The organism is Pirellulales bacterium (assembly GCA_035499655.1).
GTDB lineage: Bacteria > Planctomycetota > Planctomycetia > Pirellulales > JADZDJ01 > DATJYL01.
In genome coordinates, this window is the sequence record DATJYL010000012.1 from 1 (window position 1) to 16,766 (window position 16,766).

General features: G+C 57.7%; 19 protein-coding genes. 2 read left to right on the forward strand and 17 right to left on the reverse strand.

Translation table 11 applies throughout. The features are described 5' to 3' along the window. The coding region (locus VMJ32_00670; GenBank protein ID HTQ37506.1) for a PEP-CTERM sorting domain-containing protein at positions 1–616 on the forward strand (616 nt) is incomplete at its 5' end. Positions 617–658: 42 nt separating this feature from the next. Here VMJ32_00670 and VMJ32_00675 read toward each other — a convergent pair. From VMJ32_00675 to VMJ32_00685, 3 genes are all read right to left on the reverse strand, one after another. Further along, positions 659–1,291, reverse strand: a complete 633-nt coding sequence (locus tag VMJ32_00675) for a hypothetical protein (GenBank protein ID HTQ37507.1) — start codon at positions 1,289–1,291, stop codon at positions 659–661. 346 nt (positions 1,292–1,637) lie between these two features. Next, the gene (locus VMJ32_00680; GenBank protein HTQ37508.1) at positions 1,638–2,609 is read right to left on the reverse strand and encodes a type I phosphomannose isomerase catalytic subunit; all 972 of its coding nucleotides are present in this window, start codon (positions 2,607–2,609) and stop codon (positions 1,638–1,640) included. Positions 2,610–2,654: 45 nt separating this feature from the next. Then, a complete protein-coding gene (locus VMJ32_00685; GenBank protein ID HTQ37509.1) occupies positions 2,655–2,825 on the reverse strand; it encodes a hypothetical protein in 171 nt (56 codons plus the stop codon). A gap of 208 nt (positions 2,826–3,033) precedes the next feature. Here VMJ32_00685 and VMJ32_00690 point away from each other — a divergent pair, with 208 nt between their 5' ends. Beyond that, the gene (locus tag VMJ32_00690) at positions 3,034–3,561 is read left to right on the forward strand and encodes a DUF983 domain-containing protein (protein HTQ37510.1); all 528 of its coding nucleotides are present in this window, start codon (positions 3,034–3,036) and stop codon (positions 3,559–3,561) included. Positions 3,562–3,670: 109 nt separating this feature from the next. Here the strand turns inward: VMJ32_00690 and VMJ32_00695 are convergent, their stop codons facing one another. The 14 genes from VMJ32_00695 to VMJ32_00760 all read right to left on the reverse strand — a co-directional run bounded on the left by VMJ32_00695 (position 3,671) and on the right by VMJ32_00760 (position 16,752). Then, positions 3,671–4,081 carry a hypothetical protein gene (locus VMJ32_00695; GenBank protein HTQ37511.1) on the reverse strand — a complete coding sequence of 137 codons (411 nt, stop codon included), beginning with the start codon at positions 4,079–4,081 and terminating at the stop codon, positions 3,671–3,673. 21 nt (positions 4,082–4,102) lie between these two features. Then, entirely contained in the window at positions 4,103–4,576 is a 474-nt protein-coding gene (locus tag VMJ32_00700; GenBank protein ID HTQ37512.1) for a DUF420 domain-containing protein, read from the reverse strand. Between the two features lie 48 nt (positions 4,577–4,624). Continuing rightward, positions 4,625–5,314: an SCO family protein gene (locus tag VMJ32_00705; protein HTQ37513.1), complete on the reverse strand. Its 690-nt coding sequence runs from the start codon at positions 5,312–5,314 to the stop codon at positions 4,625–4,627. Further along, a complete protein-coding gene (locus VMJ32_00710) occupies positions 5,311–6,243 on the reverse strand; it encodes an ABC transporter permease (GenBank protein ID HTQ37514.1) in 933 nt (310 codons plus the stop codon). The genes VMJ32_00705 and VMJ32_00710 overlap by 4 nt, the downstream gene beginning before the upstream one ends. Positions 6,244–6,293: 50 nt before the next feature. Next, positions 6,294–7,259, reverse strand: a complete 966-nt coding sequence (locus tag VMJ32_00715; GenBank protein ID HTQ37515.1) for an ATP-binding cassette domain-containing protein — start codon at positions 7,257–7,259, stop codon at positions 6,294–6,296. Next, complete coding sequence (locus tag VMJ32_00720; GenBank protein ID HTQ37516.1) at positions 7,256–7,756, reverse strand: cytochrome C oxidase subunit IV family protein; 501 nt, start codon at positions 7,754–7,756, stop codon at positions 7,256–7,258. Before VMJ32_00720 ends, VMJ32_00715 begins: the two co-directional genes overlap by 4 nt. Before the next feature lie 48 nt (positions 7,757–7,804). Then, positions 7,805–8,830, reverse strand: a complete 1,026-nt coding sequence (locus VMJ32_00725) for a cytochrome c oxidase subunit 3 (GenBank protein HTQ37517.1) — start codon at positions 8,828–8,830, stop codon at positions 7,805–7,807. A 55-nt stretch (positions 8,831–8,885) separates the two neighbouring features. After that, positions 8,886–9,818, reverse strand: coding sequence for a heme o synthase (gene cyoE / locus VMJ32_00730; GenBank protein ID HTQ37518.1), 933 nt, complete (start codon positions 9,816–9,818; stop codon positions 8,886–8,888). Next, the gene (locus VMJ32_00735) at positions 9,815–10,861 is read right to left on the reverse strand and encodes a COX15/CtaA family protein (GenBank protein ID HTQ37519.1); all 1,047 of its coding nucleotides are present in this window, start codon (positions 10,859–10,861) and stop codon (positions 9,815–9,817) included. Before VMJ32_00735 ends, cyoE begins: the two co-directional genes overlap by 4 nt. A 49-nt stretch (positions 10,862–10,910) precedes the next feature. Then, positions 10,911–12,713 (reverse strand): cbb3-type cytochrome c oxidase subunit I, encoded by a 1,803-nt coding sequence (locus VMJ32_00740; GenBank protein HTQ37520.1) that lies wholly within the window; start codon positions 12,711–12,713, stop codon positions 10,911–10,913. A 9-nt stretch (positions 12,714–12,722) separates the two neighbouring features. Further along, positions 12,723–13,613, reverse strand: a complete 891-nt coding sequence (gene coxB, locus VMJ32_00745) for a cytochrome c oxidase subunit II (protein HTQ37521.1) — start codon at positions 13,611–13,613, stop codon at positions 12,723–12,725. A gap of 36 nt (positions 13,614–13,649) precedes the next feature. Further along, complete coding sequence (locus VMJ32_00750; protein ID HTQ37522.1) at positions 13,650–14,837, reverse strand: cytochrome c; 1,188 nt, start codon at positions 14,835–14,837, stop codon at positions 13,650–13,652. Positions 14,838–14,926: 89 nt separating this feature from the next. Then, positions 14,927–15,841 (reverse strand): hypothetical protein, encoded by a 915-nt coding sequence (locus VMJ32_00755; protein HTQ37523.1) that lies wholly within the window; start codon positions 15,839–15,841, stop codon positions 14,927–14,929. 113 nt (positions 15,842–15,954) lie between these two features. Beyond that, positions 15,955–16,752 (reverse strand): hypothetical protein, encoded by a 798-nt coding sequence (locus VMJ32_00760; protein HTQ37524.1) that lies wholly within the window; start codon positions 16,750–16,752, stop codon positions 15,955–15,957. Positions 16,753–16,766 lie beyond the last annotated feature (14 nt).

Sequence of the window (16,766 nt, forward strand, 5' to 3'; positions counted from 1 at the left end):
CAATGGCCATTTGACCTTTACTGGTGGTGTCGCGGGCGCCTGGACAACTGGCACTTTCCTGCGCATTAAAAACTGGGTGACTTCAAATCCCAGCAATCCGTCGGCTTCCTCGGCGACATCGCCCTTGTATCTTGGTACCTCGGACGCCAGTCCTTCCAATTCAGTGTTTCAGCAAGATCTGCTTCAGATTCACTTTACAGGTTACCTGACTGGTGCAGAGCAGGTATTCGGTACTGGAGAAATCGTGCCTAATAATTCCACCCAACTTCGTCTGGGCGATGTCGATGACAGCGGTCAGGCAAATGCGGGTGATATTTTGCCCATGGAGCAGGCGCTGGCGAATTTGACTAATTATGAATCGCCATATAACGCCATGACTAATCCGTGGGGCAATCATTATGGCACAACGCTCGACGTGGCCGATTTGGAGGATATTCTCGATATCAACCAGGACGGGCTGATCACCAATGCGGACTTGCAGCTTTTTGTGTACGATTTGAGCCATAACATCGCGCCCACTTACGCCGTGCCTGAGCCTTCGACCTTGGCTCTGGGATTTTTGGGGGCGGTTGGCTTGGTCAGCCTGGCGCGAAAGCGCCGTCGGCCCGCTGCTTAACGAGCAGTCGGGTTGCCATGAACGCATCACAACTCATCGGTCTTACGGCGACGACGCATTGATCGCCGTGCCGTAGGCCGATCCCCCTGGGGCACTGCTTGGCAACGTATTGCTTGTGGGCAGCGGTGCAGCAGGAATCGGCGCCAACGGCGCCATGCCGCTTGATGCCGGCGCTACAGCGGGCGAAGTGGTTCCCAGCGGCGGCGCCGTCGCCCCGCCCGGCAAATAAACTGCGCCCGGCGGAGGCGCGGCACCGCCCGGTGATGCTCCCGGCGGATAAACAATCGGCGCTCCGGCCGGTGCGGCGCCAAGCGGATAAACCGCCGGTGCAGGCGCGCTGCCCGCCGGATAGGAGTAATACGGCGCCGGAGGATACGCGGCGGCCGGCGGATACGCACTGGCCGGCGGTCCAGCGGCAGGCCCGGCGATAAACGGCTGCAGCTTGGTCTCGTCGGGATTGGCCCGAGGATTTGTATAATCCCGCGGACGCGCCCCGGTCATGTCCCCTCCCACGGTCGGATCGGGATATGGATCGAACTTTTTAGCGACCGCCACCTGGTACGCTTGCGAACCCGGATTGCACAGCGTCGGCAAATCGGTGTTGGCGCAACCGGCCAGTGCGCAGACCAGCGGCAGCCAACATGGCGCGAACTCAAAGCGGCGCGGCGGCGACATCAGTGACTCCTAAGCATTGGGCAACGATGCGCGCTTGGACGAGGAGCGAGATTACTGCCGCGCATCGATGTGCAGCTCAATAAGGGGCGGAATTTTAGTCTCGCGGCAGCGCCTTAGCCAGAGCGGTTCCCGTTGGCAATCCACTGCTGGCACGTCGACCCGTCCCCTTGGAATGTCCTGATTTGACACACCGATATCAATCGGCGGTTTCAGGGAATGGGTCGTGCGGCCCGGCTAGAGATCGTCTCACGATCATGTAGCGGCCCCGGCGCGCCGGGGTCCCCAGCCGCTGAGGATCCCGGCGCGCCGGGACCACTATATCCGCTACACGTTCGTGGGATGCGCTCTAAGGCAGATAAATATCCAGCACCGTGGCGGATTGTTTGGGGGTCAGCAGGCAAGGCGCCAGCGCGGCCGGCAAAAGCATGGTTTGGCCGCGCGCTAGCGGCGCGCCGGATGGATCGCCCGCCGCCTCAATTTCTCCCTCAATCACCGCCACAAGATGAAACTGCCCGTCGCCGCCGACAGGTTCCGGCCGGCTGAACCGCCAGCGATCGAGCACGAACTTGTCGCACGTCACCAGCCGCTGCACGTGCGGCCGCTCCGTCGGCCGCGGCGACTGCGGTGTTAACGGTCCCAGCTTGTAATCAATGGCGGCCAGCGCCTGATCGACGTGCAGGGGTCGCGGCCGGCCATCGGGGCCCAGGCGGTTCCAATCGAACAAACGGAACGTGGCGTCGCTGGATTGTTGAATTTCGGCAATGACTAACCCCGCTCCCAATGCATGAACGGCCCCAGCCGGCAGGAACAAGCAATCGCCCGGCTGAGGTTGAAAACGATACAAACACAATTCGCAGGCGCCGCGCTGCACTTCGCGTTCCAGGGCATGCCGATCGAAGCCGCGCTTCAGCCCGGCATAAATCACGCTGCCCGGCTCGGCGGCCAACACCACCCAGGCTTCGGTTTTGCCGAAGTCGGGCGGGTTCAGCCGGGCTGCTTGTTCATCGTCCGGATGCACCTGGACTGACAGCGTTTTTTCGCAATCCAAGAATTTGAACAGCAGCGGAAATCGCGGCTGCGGATGATGTCGTCCCAATAGCTCCAGGCCGTGTGCCTGCATCAATTCGTTCAGCGAAGTTCCGGCCAAGGGTCCGGCTGCCACGCGGCTTTGATCGGCCGCTCGATCGACCACTTCCCAGCTTTCGGCGTAATCGTTCCCTTCGCCCAGGGGCTTGCCCAACAGCGTGCCCAACTTGCGGCCGCCCCATAGGTAACGGCGCAACAGCGGTTCAAAGCGTAAAGGGTACAGGGGGGCCATGTCGGGTATTGTTCGATGGTGAATGTGGTGCCCGCCGATCATGCCTTACTGCCGCGCGTAGCCTTCCAAAATGCGGCCGATCCAAAACGCCGACACCGCCGCCACGAGCATCAACAACATTTGTCCCAGCGTAATGGCCCCTTGTAGTTGCAGCACGATCGACAAGGGAGGCAACACCAATCCGACAATTTGCAATAAACGGCCAAAACTTGCCATGGCGAAGGTCCGGGCCAAAGTGGATGGTTCGATGTGTGCCGGTCGACCGGCGGAATCCAGGGCGCATTTAAGCCGTTGTAGCGGTCGCTGTCGCCAGCGACCTACAAGCTGCTGCGGACAGCCGGCGCTACATTGACAAGGGATGCGCTCTAAAAGGTCCTGCAAAACCAGCGGATTGTCATCATAATGTGCTGGGGACAATCGTGCCATGAGCCTACCAAATTCCACTCTGCCGCCCGACGATCCAATTCGCCAGCCCGCCGCAGACGCTTGCGCACCGACCGGCAAAAATATCGATTCTGCCGCTGGTGTTCACCCCGCCGCAGCGAGTTCGCTCGTGACGCTGTTGTGGCGGGCCGTTCGCCTGCGCTGCCCGGTTTGCGGCCAGGGGAAATTATTTCGTGGCTGGTTCACCATGTACCCGCGCTGCGAGCAGTGCCACTTTCGCTTCGAACGCAGCCCCGGTTATTGGTTGGGGTCGATTTTCGTGAACTACGGGCTCACGGCGCTGATTGTGACCGCGGCCTATTTTGCACTGTTCTTCACCGAAGCGCTGCCGCCAGACTGGATCATGCGTTTGCTGTTGGCTTTTTGCCTGTTGTTTCCGCTGTGGTTTTTTCGCTATGCCCGCGGCATTTGGATCAGCGTCGATTTGTATTTCGATCCTGAGCCGGCGACGAAACTTGTGTCGGCCAAAAAAGCGGAAACCTCAGCTTCATCTCCACCGCAAGTTTAGAGATCGTCACACGATCATGTAGCGGCCCCGGCGCGCCGGGGTCCCCAGCCGCTGAGGACAGCGGCCACTACATCCGCTACACGTTCGTGGGATGCGCTCTAGTGCGGCCCTATACTTCCACCAGTTCGCGAGGGTTTGAATTGCAGCTTTCCGTGACGCCGCTTTCGGCATGCTCAGCGGTTGGAAACGGTTCGGCAGCGGCCGCGGCCGGCAACAGCGGCTTGTTCGGCGCGGACGTTCCACCAGAATTTTGGGCGGCATTGCGAGCCCGGGCCTTTTTCACTTCCCAATACATGTACCCGCAAAAGCAGGCGAAAATGGTGTACGGCATGCCCATCATGAACAAGATGCTGTAGAAGTAGCCCTTCACCATGTGCTCGTGTTCCGGATCGTTGGCGGCCGCGGCTTCGCTGCAGGTGGGGCAAGCCCAAACTGTGTGGACCGTGGAAAATATGGCCGCCAACGCGATCAGGAGCGGCGCAAAACGGCGGACGAAAAACGTGGCGTTCGTGCGTTTCATGGTTCGCTTCATTTTATTCGTTTAGTCTTGCGACTGGACCGTGGCTGGCCCCTTGATTGTATCGTCTTGCCGGCTGGGCGGGTAGAGATGATACAGCATGAAATAAATCAACACCCCGGTGATCGAAACGTACAGCCAAATCGGAAACGTCCATTGGGCCCAGCGGCGATGTGCCATACGCCGATCGCACAGGCCGAGGTAAATGGTTCGTCCCGCCAACACCGGCACCGTGGCCGCCAGAATCACGTGGCTGATCAGCATTGCGTAATACACAGTGCGAACAGGTTGCGGACCGCCGAACACGGTATGCCATGTTTTCATCGCGTGGTACGTCAGGTAGCACGCCAAGAACAGCATCGACACGCCGAACGCCGACAGCATCACCCGTTTGTGGGCCACCTCGCGCCGCCGTTTGATTAACCAATAACCGACCAACAACAGCACGGTGGCCGTGGCGTTGAGCGAAGCGTTGACAGTGGGCAGGTATTCGATCACGCGGCAGCACAAGCAGCTTTCGAATGAGGATATAAGTATGCAACGGGTTTATTTCACAGGTTGATCGGCTGCGGAGCCATCGGTTTCGGCCGCGGGAGCAGCATCCGGCGTCGGTTTTTCGTCCAACAATTGTCGGATTTGCGTTCGCAACTCCTCGACTTTAGCCGGGTCGAGCATATCGAAGCTGTTGCGGATTTTGCCGTCGCGATCGATCAACAACGCCCGATTCAGGTGCGAGCCTTCCTGCACATATTGCAAAAACACATCGCGCCCAATGCGTTTGATATATTCCAAATCGCCGGTCAAAAACACCCAGCGGTAAGGATCGGCCGGAAAGCGGTCGGCGTAACGCGTCAGCACTTCGGGCGAATCGTTCCGCGGATCGCAGGTGATGCTGACCAAACGCAAATCGGTGTCTTTGAATTCGTCTTGAATTTTCTTCAGCGCCTGGTTTTGCTGCCAGCACGGTCCGGGGCAACTGGCGAAGAAAAAGCTGCCGATCCATACGTGCCCTTTGAGTTCCTGAGAATCGAACTCCCGGCCGCTGCGCTCGATAAGTTTGAAATCTTTGATGCGCGGGCCCGGCGGCGGCGCAGGCGGATAGTTGCTTTGCCAGGCCGGCGCGCTCACGTGGCGCGGCTCGGCCGTCTGAAAGGTCCGCCATGCCACCCACGACCCGTATGCGGCGGAACTGACCAGGGCCAGGGTCACCCAAAACGCCAAGGCTTTGCTTTTCATGTTGCATCTCCGATCGAACGAACCGATGCCACGCGCCAGGCCAGGGCGAACATGGCACACACAAACACCAGCGTCACCAGCGCGCTAAACCACGCCGACGGCAATCCGGCCAAGACGGCTTCTTTGACCGCGGGATCGGCCCCCCAGTATAAAATTCGCCGCAGAAGGGCCAGGCAATACGTCAGCGGATTGAAGCACACGATCCAACCGATCCAATTATTGCCCGGCGGTGCAAACGCCCCGGACAACAACCACATGGGCAGCAAAAACACCATCATGATGGCGTGAAACCCCTGCGTCGATTGCATGGGCCACGCGATCGCCAGCCCCAGCGAAGTGAGCGCGATCCCGATCACAAACAACAGCACCAGCACCGCCGGCACCGTCAGCAGCGTCAGCGGCACCTTCAGCGTGAAGCACAGCAGCATAAACACGGCGGCATGGGCCAGCGCAATCAGCGCGCCCCCCAACACTTTGCCGATGACGACCGACCACCGCGGCACCGGCGCCACCAAGACCGATTGCAAAAACCCTTCGCGCCGATCTTCAATCACCGAAATCGTGGCGAAAATCGCCGTGAACAAAATGATCATCACCAGCGTGCCCGGGAAAAAATATTGAGCGTAGGACACCGTCACGAGACTATCCGTAATAGCGCCAGATCCAGCGGCCAGGGTGTTTTGCCCCACCGCGCCGCCGGCGTTCATTTGGAACGACGACCCCAGCAGCCCGCTCAGCAAAATCCAAAAAATAATCGGCTGACCCAGCGCCGCAAACACCCGGTTGCCTTGCCGGATGAAGCGCACCCATTCGCGGCGGCACAGCGTCCACGCCGCCAACCACGGGCGGGGCCGAATGCTCGCCAGCGGCAGCGCGGCTGCGGAGCGGTCCGCTTCGGTCGTGTTTAAGGGTGAAGTGGCAGTGCTCATGGATTGTTTGTGTCGTATTTTGCTCGATGGTGCAGTTTTCAGGCAGCGTTTTAGTGCCGCCGCTTTTTCTTGGGCGGTTCCTCTTCTTCCACGGTTTCCAGCCGGTGCCCGGTGCGGTCGATAAACACATCTTCCAGCGTCGGCTTGCCCAGCGTGATGGCGCTGATTTGCCCAGGAAACGCTTCGACGAGCCGAGCAACCCACTGATGCCCCTCCGGCATCTCCAGCCGCACGTTCCCTTCCATCACGCCGGCAGTGCATCCGAAGCGATCGCGAATCCCTTCCGCCAACGCTTCCGGCGAGGCGCTTTGAATCGTAATGGCGTCGCCCCCCACGGTCGAACGCAAAGCGTCGGGCTTATCCAGCGCGACAAGCTTTCCGCGGTCCAAAATCGCTATACGGTCAGCCTTATCGGCTTCTTCCAGCAGATGCGTGGTCAGCACCACGGTCACGCCATCCTGCTGGCGCAGTTGGTGCAAATAACTCCAGACGTCGCTGCGGGCCGCCGGATCCAACCCCGTGCTGGGCTCATCGAGCAGCAATAACTGCGGACGGTGCAACAGCCCTTTGGCTAATTCCACGCGCCGCCGCAGGCCGCCGGAAAGCGTTTCCACCCGGTCGCGCACCCGGTCGGTCAGCCGAAAGCGTTCCAGCAATGTTTGGCTGCGGCGGGCCAAATCCGCGCCGCTCAATCCGTATAAATGCCCCTGATGCAGCAGATTTTCCCCTACCGTCAGTTTCCGATCGACGCTGGCAGATTGAAACACCACGCCGATGTGGGCGCGAATTTCGCCGATTTGCCGCTGCAAATTAAATCCCAGGACTTCGGCTTCCCCTTGTTGCAGCGGCAACAGCGTGCTGAGCAAGCGAAACAGCGTCGATTTTCCTCCGCCGTTGGGTCCCAAAAACACAAACACTTCGCCGGCCGCTATTTCAAACGAAACGTCGTTTAGCGCGTGCCGCTGGCCATACCAGTGGTTCACTCCGTCGACGCGAATGGCGGGCAAATGGTTCATGAGGCGGGCTCCGCCGCTGGTTGCGGTGCGGCGGGCGGACTGGCTTGTTCGGGCGGGGGTTCTGCAGCTTGGAATTTCCGTTCTTCCGAAGCATGACGCAAACGCATGCCGATGTCCGGCACCAGCATCAGCAGCAAAAAAATCGACATCAACATGGCCGGAATGGTCAACACAAATTTCCAATTGGCTTCCCACAGTACGTGCATGAAAAACAGAATGACCAATAGCGCTTTCGTGCACGATACCGCCATCATCAGCATCCGGCTTTCCGTGACCGAAAAGTATTCGTGCCACCAATGGAACGACGTAAGAAACGAAAGCGTCGTCAGCAGGCAAAGTGCGATAAATACGTAAATGTATTGGGCGATGCCCGTCGAATGGCCCGCATGGCCGCCGTGGGCATCATGACCATGAGCATCCTGTCCGTGCGCAACGTGACCGTGGGCATCCTGCGTTTCCACCACCGGCCCATGCGACGTAGGTAAATTCTCCGACATTGGGCAAACTCCAAATGCTAATTGCTCACCGCTAATTGCTGCTTCACTTCAAAACAAATACAACAGCGGAAACAGGAAAATCCACACCAAGTCGACAAAGTGCCAATACAAGCCCGTGTTTTCCAAAAACCCGGCCCGCGTGGCGTTCAAATCCATCGTCATCAAGATTACGAACACAATCAATCCTACGATCACGTGCAAGGCGTGGAAACCCGTCAACAAAAAGTACGTACTGGCCCACATGTTGCCCCCCGGCACCACAAACGGAAGTTTCAGCCACGGGTATTGCTCGTTCAGCCCTGGGTGTTCTTCTTTTTCCCAGGGCAAGCCCGAAGTGTTTTGGTCGGGAGGCGGATATATTTTGTTGCTCAGTTGCACCAAATCCACCGTCGGGTCTTCCAGTTTCAGCTCCGCGGACAAATCGGTGCAGGTCTGCGAGCGCGATTTCAGCTCGGCAATCTGCGGCGAAATGGCCGCGTATGCCGCCTGCGTTTCTTCCGACCACGGCTTTTTTTCCAACTCGCCGATTTGCGCTTTCTGCTCGTCGCTCAGGTTGTTGAATAAATCTTTCGTTTGGTCGCCATACTGGGCCGTCAGCGTCTTCAATCGTTGCCTCACCGCCGACCCATATTCCAAATTCGCCTTTTCGTAAATTTGGCTGTGCGGGCTCCAAGGATACAAGCCGTGGGAAAACTTCGCGTTGTATTCATAAGCCTTTACGCCCAAGAACACGCTACCCAATAAAAACGTGATCAGCGTGAAAAACTTGGCCACGCGTGCTTTGTTGGCCCGAGCGGCTTCCAAGGCCAGGACGATCGACACGCTGGAACAAATCAGCACGAAAGTGTTGAACGCGCCGATCGGTTCGCTCAAGTGCACCTCATGGGTCATCGGCCACGTGGGCGCTCCAAACCGCAACACCACGTAAGTGCCGATCAACCCGGCGAAGAACATAATTTCCGTCGATAAAAACAGCCACACGATGGTTTTGCCCAGTGGGATCGGCAGCCCCGGCTGATATTGCAGCTTAATGTGCCCGGCATGATGTTCATCAGCATGAGTAGCAGTGGCCATGCGGTTTACTTTAGGTTCGATGAATGTGGTTGATAATGGTTTTCCCAACGCCGCATTACACCCACGGCGACAAAACCAGCAGGATTAATAGCACGGGCAAATACACGAGCGAAGTTTGTAACAAAAATCGTGCGCTTCGCTGATCGCGTCGCCAACAAAAAAGCACGGCGGCCGCCAGGTAAGCAATGCTCAGGGAAAGCGCGCCGGCCAAATACACTCGGCTGGGCATTTGCAACGCAGGCAACAAACTGATGGGCGCCAATGCCAGCGCGCCCAATACCGCCTGGGCGCCGGCGCGGCGGCCTGTGGAATCCACCACCGTCAGCATTTGGAGCCCGGCTGCGGAATATTGGTGGCGATAAATCCAGGCGATGGCCATGAAGTGCGGAAATTGCCACAAGTAAACAATCAAAAACAGCGCCGCCACATACATTCCATCCGGCAGTGGACCGCCGGTAATCGAAAACGACGCGCCAACCGCGGCCCAGCCAATTAGCACGGGCAGCGCTCCCGCGACGGCTCCCACCGCCGTGTTGGCGGCGGTTTTGGATTTCAGCGGCGTGTATAAAACCACGTAAAAAAGCCACGTCAAACCGCCCAACAAAGCCGCGAGCATGTTCACCAACAAAGTTAATTCGGCGACCCCAATCGCCAGCGTCACGACGCCAAACGAAATGGCCTGCTTGGTGGTCAGCCGGCCCGATGGCAGGGGACGCCCGGCGGTTCGTTCCATGCGAGCGTCGCAGGAACGCTCCAACAGCTGATTGAACGTGCTGGCGCTGGCCGCGACCAATGCCGTGCCCAACAACGTGTGCAACCAAATCCAAAGCTGCGGCGGACCCCAATGGCCGGCAAATGCGGAAACGGCCACCACCACCAGCACCAACGATGCAATCCGCGGCTTGCTCAGCTCCAAATAGGCGTTCAACCTTGCCAACGCCAGTTCCCGGCGCGAGGCGTACACATAGCTGGAGCTGGTGATGCTCATGCTACGGCCTCCGCCAGTGAATTCGATTGGATCCGCCGCGCACTACGTTGCCCCGGCAGAAACGCACTTTGAACAGCCAGCATGCTCACACTGCGCACCGCCAACACCGTGGAAATTGCCAGAATCAGCGATCCTGTGGCCACGTGCGCCGTCGTGATTTGCGCTTGCCACCAACTGCGGGCCTGCACGGTGAAGGCCGACGCTGTGGCCGAATCGGCCAGAAACGCCGGCCAACCGTATTTCACTACCCAGGTCGATGCGCCCAGCGCCAATTGCAAAAAGATCAGTCCGGCCAGCGCGGTTGCCGGAATAACCAGCGCCCTCACGTCTTTCGCCTTTCGCCAAAACACGAAGGCCATGCCGAAAATATATCCGGTCAGAACTAGCGCCAGTCCCACGTGCGATAACACCACTCTGCGGAACGCGGCCGGCGAACCATCGGCCGCGAAATGCCGCAAGTGAGCGCCCAGCACCAATTGCAAATAAGCCAGCACCGGCGCGATCACCGCCAGCAACCGCAGCGTTTTCGCCGCTGACACATTGACAGTGCGCCGATTTTCTTGCCAGTGCCGCGAAGTGACAACCGCCAACGCCGCGGTAAAGGCAAAAAAAGCGGGCCCCACGCAGCCGTGCGTCATGGCCAACGTGCGCTCATCGAGCAATACTCGCAGGCCGCCCAACACGCCTTGCAATATCACGCCCCCCAGGGCGATAAAGCCGAGCGCTTTCAACCACTTCGGCTGCTTGGTCACCCACAGCGTGATGCACAAGATAACCGTCAACAGCCCCACCAGGGACGCGAACAACCGATGCCCGTGCTCAATGAATAAATCCCACGGTCCCAACAGCCACGTTTGCCACGGATACAAAAACAGGTTGTAACCGTACGTGGTGGGCCAATCGGGCACCGCCATGCCCGCCTGATACGTGGTGACTGTTCCGCCGATCCAGATCAGCGGAAACGTGGCGCAGCACAACCACACCGCCAGCCGATGCGGCCAGCGAGAGGGTTCGGGGTTCAGGGTTCGGATTTTGCCACTCATCAATGTACGCTCATTCCGCCTTCTGCTTTCAGTCTTCTGCCTTCACAACTTAGTGCCCCATATCTTCCGACACCAACGGGCGGTCCTTCGGCGGCGGTTGATTTTGCGGGTAGTAATCTTCGTCGACTTCCGGCGAGTTGTATTCGTACGGTCCGCGATAAACTACGGGCTGGAAATCAAAGTTGCCGTGCCCCGGTGGGCTGGGCGCTTGCCATTCCAGGCCGTTAGCGTGCCATGGGTTTCGCCCCACGCGCGGCCCAAAAAAGATGCTGTAGAAAAAGTTGATGATGAAAACAATTTGCACACCGACCAGGAAAATGGCGGACATCGTAATGAATTCGTTCACAGGCTGGTAATGGCGAAACACCGAAACGTGCCACGTATCGGCATACCGCCGCGGCTGACCCAGCAAAATGTGCATCGGAAAGAACACGCAGTTCAGCGCGATGAACGTGAAAAAGAAGTGTACTTTGCCCCAAAACTCGTTCATTTGCCGGCCGAACATTTTCGGAAACCAAAAGTAAATCGCGCCAAACACTCCCATCACCGTGCCGGCAAATAGCACGTAGTGGAAATGGGCCACAATGAAGTACGTGTCGTGAATAAAAATATCGATCGGCGTGGCCGCCATGAAAATGCCTGACAACCCGCCGATGATGAACATTGATACAAAGCCTACGGCAAACAACAGCGGCGTGGTGAATTGGATTTTGCCGCCCCACAGCGTCCCCAGCCAATTGAACACCTTAATAGCGCTGGGCAGCGCGATGAGCATGGTCGACACCATAAACGTCATACCCAAGGCCGGGTTCATGCCCGAGACAAACATGTGGTGCCCCCACACAATGAAGCCCAGCCCCGCGATGCCGGCGATGGCGTATACCATCGGTTTGTATCCAAAAATTGGCTTGCGCGCAAAGCAGGCGATAATGTCGCTCACCATGCCCATCGCCGGCAAAATCATGATGTACACCGCCGGATGGCTGTAGAACCAAAACAAGTGCTGCCACAACAGCGGTTGACCGCCGCCGGGTGTGATCGACTGGTTATTGATGATCAGCCCCTCGGGCGTGAAAAACCCGGTTCCCAAATGGCGGTCCATCAGTTGCATGAAGCCGGCCGCCGTGAGTACCGGCAGCGCAAAGGCTTGCAATATGGCGGTGATGAACATCGCCCAAATCGTCAGTGGCAAGCGAAACATGGTCATCCCCGGCGCCCGCATTTGGATAATGGTGGTCATGTAATTGACCGAGCCCATCATCGACGAAATGCCCACGCACGTTAGTCCAACCAGCCATAACGATTGTCCGATGTAACTTCCGGGCGCAGCCTGAGTGTTGGAGGCCACCGTGGCGTACGAAGTCCAGCCCGATGCCGCCGCCCCGCCGGTCACAAAAAAACTGGCTCCAAACGCAATAAACGCCGGCCACATGAACCAGTAGCTGAGCATGTTCAGCGTGGGAAAGGCCATGTCGTCGGCGCCGATCATCAGCGGAATTAAAAAGTTGCCGAACGCCCCGGCCAAAATCGGTATGATCACCAAAAAAATCATTACCGTGGCGTGCATCGTGAACAGCATCGTGTATGCCTCAGGCGACATTTGTCCCCCTTCGGCCGCATACAAGTGATTCAAAATGGGCACCTTGGTCCACGGCCACGCGATTTGCCACCGCACCGCCAACGCCAGCAACCCGCCAATCAAAAACCAGATCAGCGTGGAAAACAGAAATTGAATGCCGATGACTTTGTGGTCTTTCGAAAAAACGTACTTGCTCAAAAAGCTTTGCGTGTGTGCGTGACCACCCGCGTCGCCAAAATCATGGGCATGCGAACCAACGGTAATGCTGCTCATTCCAATACCTTATTCGTTTGTTTTTGCCAGGGGCGATGTTGCTTCGTTCGGCGGAGCTGATTGCTGGGGTTGCGCGGCGACGGGTTGCGCATCTTCCGGCTCCGCTTCCGCAGTTTGTTGTGCCGTTCCCGGCGGACTCACCGCATTTTGCCGCGTCTTCAAATCAGCCAGATACTTTTCGTAAGCTTCCCGCGATTCGACGACCAGCCGACCCTTCATCTTGTAATGTCCCCAGCCGCATAATTCGGCGCAGGGAATATCGTATTCCCCTTCCTTCATGGCACGGAACCAAACGGGAATTTTCATGCCCGGAACCGCGTCTTGTTTGACCCGCAAATTCGGCAGGAAAAAGCTGTGCAACACGTCCATACTTTTCAAGCTGACCAGCACCTCTTCCCCGACCGGCACGTGCAGTTCGTTCACGTCGAACAAGTCGTCCTTGGTTCCCAATATTCCGTCTTCGCCGGGATACCGCAGCCGCCACTCGAATTGTCGGCCCGTAACTTCCACCGTGAACGGAATGTCGTGCCCGCCGGCCATCGGCGTGCGCATTTTCGCCGCCGCCCAGGTGTTCATTTGATAAATGGCGATGAACAACAGCGTCGCCGCCGGCACAATGGTCCAGCATATTTCCAGCGTGTGGCTGCCGTGCGAAAACTTAGCCGGTTGCTTGTTGCTTTTGCCGTCGTACCGCCACAAGAACAAAAACAAAGTCAATTCGGTGCCCAGGAATACAATGCCCGTCAGCGCCAGAATGAATTTAAACAAGTGATCGATGGAATACGCCGTTTCCGCGCCGACGTTTTCCGGCAGCCACACGCCCTTGGCGGGGCCGTAAATAAACATGGCCACACCGAAAATCGGCACGCACAAAAATACCAAGGCCCAAAATTTACCCATGATTTCGCACTTCGGAGGAGGCGTTGAAATGGTTCGCTATAGCAATTCGCGCGGCGGAGCTTTCATGTGTTCGTCGTTGTGGTATTGGCTGCCCGGTTCGTATGGCAAATCCAAAATAAAATCGATCAAATGCCAAATATCGTCGCTCGTCATGCCAGGCGTAGTGCCAATGCCCGGCATTTGCGACGGGAAAATTCCATTGTTCAGCCGATAAAACAACTCGTACGGCTCGCGGCCTCCCCGCAAGATGCCGGCCCGCAAATTACGCGGCTCCCCTTCGCGCGGCGGCAAGGCATCGACCCGCAACGCGTAGCTTAATTCCGACAATTTGGCCGGGTCGGCGGATTCGGCCACCTTCACGTCCATTTTATGAATTGCTTCACTCCACATGTCCCACACCAATTGCCCATCTCCCAGCGCTGTGGGCCCGTGGCATTTCACACAGCCGCCGGTGGTGTAAAACACCTGCTTGCCGCGCTCGATGGAAGCCGTGCTGCCGAAATCTTTCGGCGGCGTCGGCACCTGGGTCGATTGGCTGGGAGCATTTTTCCACTTGGCCGCAATCGGCGAAATCACCGTGTTGACCAAAAACTCTTTCGTCGTGGGGAAGTCTTCTTTATCCGGATCGAAAGCATCCGCCAGTTTGTACTGATTGATCAGCTCCAACTCCGTCTGGCCACGCATGCTCAAATATTCCACGTATTCCACCAACGCATAAATTTCCCCTTCAGAAAGCAGCTTGAACGAAGGCATCGCCGTGCCCGGAATGCCTTCTTGCAGCGTACGCACTAAATCGGCATGAGTGGGCGGCTGATTCGATGGCGTCGATTTGAATTTGAACCACCCTTCGCGGTAATCGCGCGGGTACGGTTTCAAAAACAGCGCCGTCGGCCCCATGCCGTCGCCGGTAATGCCGTGGCAGTGGACGCAGTGCAAGCGGAACAAGCCTTGCGTGTAGCCCTTCACCGGCCCGGCCGCGATCTTCAACTTTTGCAAATCGAGCCCCGTTTCCGGCAGCACGAAAGGATCGTCCGGGGTGCCGAACATGGCCAGCAAAATATCGGCAATTTGCTGCTGATGCTTGTCGGAAACGTTGGTATCGGCCAGTTGCACCAGGTTGGCATGAAACCGCGCCGGCGACGATTCGCCGCAGCCGGCCGCAAGCGGCAACACCACCAACATCGTCACGCTAAGCCAGCCAGTATTTCGCCAAGAATTTAACATGGGCCCAAGGGAAAGTTTGATATCAGATCAAAATGGTTTTGGATTTAGATTCGCCACTGCGTGTCGTATTTTCGAGCTTCTATTTTGCATTACTTTGCCGCCAGCGTCGCCGCCGGCACTTTAATATCTTTCAAATCCAGCACCTGGTCCGGCTGCAGAGTGACCGTGAACCGCCCGTTGGGCTGCCACTTCAAATCAGGCCGGTCGGCTTGCAAGGCGCCGTTGGAGCCGCTCGACGATTCATGCCACGCCTGGAACTCCAATGGAATGCCGGCCGGCACGTTTTTCAATTCGAACGTGCCGTCTTTGTTCGAGACGGCCACATACGGATGCGATTGCACCACCACGTAGCCTTTCATCCATGGATGAATGTTGCACACCGCGGTGGCGGGCGAAGGCTCGGCACTACCCAGCTTTTGCACCGCCGGCGGCGAGCCCGAGGGAATAATGGCGTTGAACGGCGCGTTGCTGGCAAAGGCGATGTTGGTGTTGTGGCTCACCGTGTCGGAGTTTTTAATATCCAGCGGTTGCCCGGTCCGAACCGCGACAATGTGCGGCACAAAGTGACAATCGTGATTATCCAGCAGCACGGGCTGTTCGGCGGTGGCTGCGTAATCGGGATGCACTTCGATATTTTTGTTGCGAGCAAACAACACCACGTTGGCCAGCCCGCCGTCGCTGGAAACCAGCAGCGCTTCGTTGGCCAACGGATGTTTGCCGCACACCTCGGGATCTTTCGTGATGGAAAGATTAGCCGGCGTTGGCGGCGCGCCGTCGTACACAAACCGGCCTTTCATCGTCCCCCAGCCCGTGGCCTTCGCCGCCGCTGGCGTTTCCACCGCGGCTCCGCCTCCGGACGCAGTGGCATTGCTCACCAGCGTCAGCCGAATTTTATCCGCCGCCTCGGCATTGCCCGGCGAATCGTTGGGCATCGGCCGGGCACAGCCTGCCATCCACAGGAGCGCCAACAAATCAATCATCGAAAACCACCTGAACCACTTCATCGACTGTTCTCCGCTTCAACCTTCCCGGACACGCCGGGAACTAAAAAACCGCCCACTTGCCTCCGACCTCCAACTATTTATTTCCAATCACTAACCAATCACCTCCTCACCATTCACTCCTTATTAAACAGCGACGGATCAAGCTTGATATCGCCCAAATCATTTGCGCCCGCCTTGACGGTGTACTTAAACCGTCCACGGTTATCCGTTTTTGTGCTATCAATTTTGGTGTTTGCCACATTGCCCGCTTTTTCTTGCCACACTTGGAATTCCAACTCCGTGCCGGCGGGCAGGTCCTTAATTTCAAACTTCCCGTCCTTACCCGACACGGCAAAATACGGATCGGGCCGCACCAGCAGATAGGCGTTCATCCAGGGGTGAATATTGCACGTGATTTTCGCCGGAAATGGCTCCCCCAAGGACAGCGTCATATCTTCGTCTTTGCCCGAGGGAATGACGCCATTGAAGGGTGCATTGGCTTTCAGATCGGCCCCGTTGGTGTTGTGGCCCATGGGATCGGAGTTTTTAATTTCCAGCGTTTGCGTCGTGCGAATGGCCAAGGCGTGCGGTTGGAAGCGGCAATCGTGATTGTCCAGTACCACCTTTTCATTCGCCGTGGCCGCATATTCCGGCGCCGCCTTCACGTCTTTGGTGCGCACCCAAACAAACACGTTTGCCAAGCCACCGTCGTCGGCCACGACCAGGCTCTCGTTGTTGAGCGGATGCTTGCCGCACACTTCCACATCTTTATCAGGAGTGATTTTCGCCGGCACTGGCGCCTTGCCGTCATACACAAACCGCCCGGTCAGCGTGCCCCAATCGTCGGCGTGCGCGGCACTATTAAACATTGCGGCGGCAACGGTCACAGCAATGGCAAAAAGCGTCATAAGAATACTGCGAATCGTTTTCATGGTGTGTGTCCTCC

Coding starts and splice junctions, on each gene's coding strand:
- VMJ32_00675 (HTQ37507.1), bottom strand. CDS start 1,291: ATGTCGCCGCCGCGCCGCTTTGAGTTCGCGCCATGTTGGCTGCCGCTG.
- VMJ32_00680 (HTQ37508.1), bottom strand. CDS start 2,609: ATGGCCCCCCTGTACCCTTTACGCTTTGAACCGCTGTTGCGCCGTTAC.
- VMJ32_00685 (HTQ37509.1), bottom strand. CDS start 2,825: ATGGCAAGTTTTGGCCGTTTATTGCAAATTGTCGGATTGGTGTTGCCT.
- VMJ32_00690 (HTQ37510.1), top strand. CDS start 3,034: ATGAGCCTACCAAATTCCACTCTGCCGCCCGACGATCCAATTCGCCAG.
- VMJ32_00695 (HTQ37511.1), bottom strand. CDS start 4,081: ATGAAACGCACGAACGCCACGTTTTTCGTCCGCCGTTTTGCGCCGCTC.
- VMJ32_00705 (HTQ37513.1), bottom strand. CDS start 5,314: ATGAAAAGCAAAGCCTTGGCGTTTTGGGTGACCCTGGCCCTGGTCAGT.
- VMJ32_00710 (HTQ37514.1), bottom strand. CDS start 6,243: ATGAGCACTGCCACTTCACCCTTAAACACGACCGAAGCGGACCGCTCC.
- VMJ32_00715 (HTQ37515.1), bottom strand. CDS start 7,259: ATGAACCATTTGCCCGCCATTCGCGTCGACGGAGTGAACCACTGGTAT.
- VMJ32_00720 (HTQ37516.1), bottom strand. CDS start 7,756: ATGTCGGAGAATTTACCTACGTCGCATGGGCCGGTGGTGGAAACGCAG.
- VMJ32_00725 (HTQ37517.1), bottom strand. CDS start 8,830: ATGGCCACTGCTACTCATGCTGATGAACATCATGCCGGGCACATTAAG.
- cyoE (HTQ37518.1), bottom strand. CDS start 9,818: ATGAGCATCACCAGCTCCAGCTATGTGTACGCCTCGCGCCGGGAACTG.
- VMJ32_00735 (HTQ37519.1), bottom strand. CDS start 10,861: ATGAGTGGCAAAATCCGAACCCTGAACCCCGAACCCTCTCGCTGGCCG.
- VMJ32_00740 (HTQ37520.1), bottom strand. CDS start 12,713: ATGAGCAGCATTACCGTTGGTTCGCATGCCCATGATTTTGGCGACGCG.
- coxB (HTQ37521.1), bottom strand. CDS start 13,613: ATGGGTAAATTTTGGGCCTTGGTATTTTTGTGCGTGCCGATTTTCGGT.
- VMJ32_00750 (HTQ37522.1), bottom strand. CDS start 14,837: ATGTTAAATTCTTGGCGAAATACTGGCTGGCTTAGCGTGACGATGTTG.
- VMJ32_00755 (HTQ37523.1), bottom strand. CDS start 15,841: ATGAAGTGGTTCAGGTGGTTTTCGATGATTGATTTGTTGGCGCTCCTG.
- VMJ32_00760 (HTQ37524.1), bottom strand. CDS start 16,752: ATGAAAACGATTCGCAGTATTCTTATGACGCTTTTTGCCATTGCTGTG.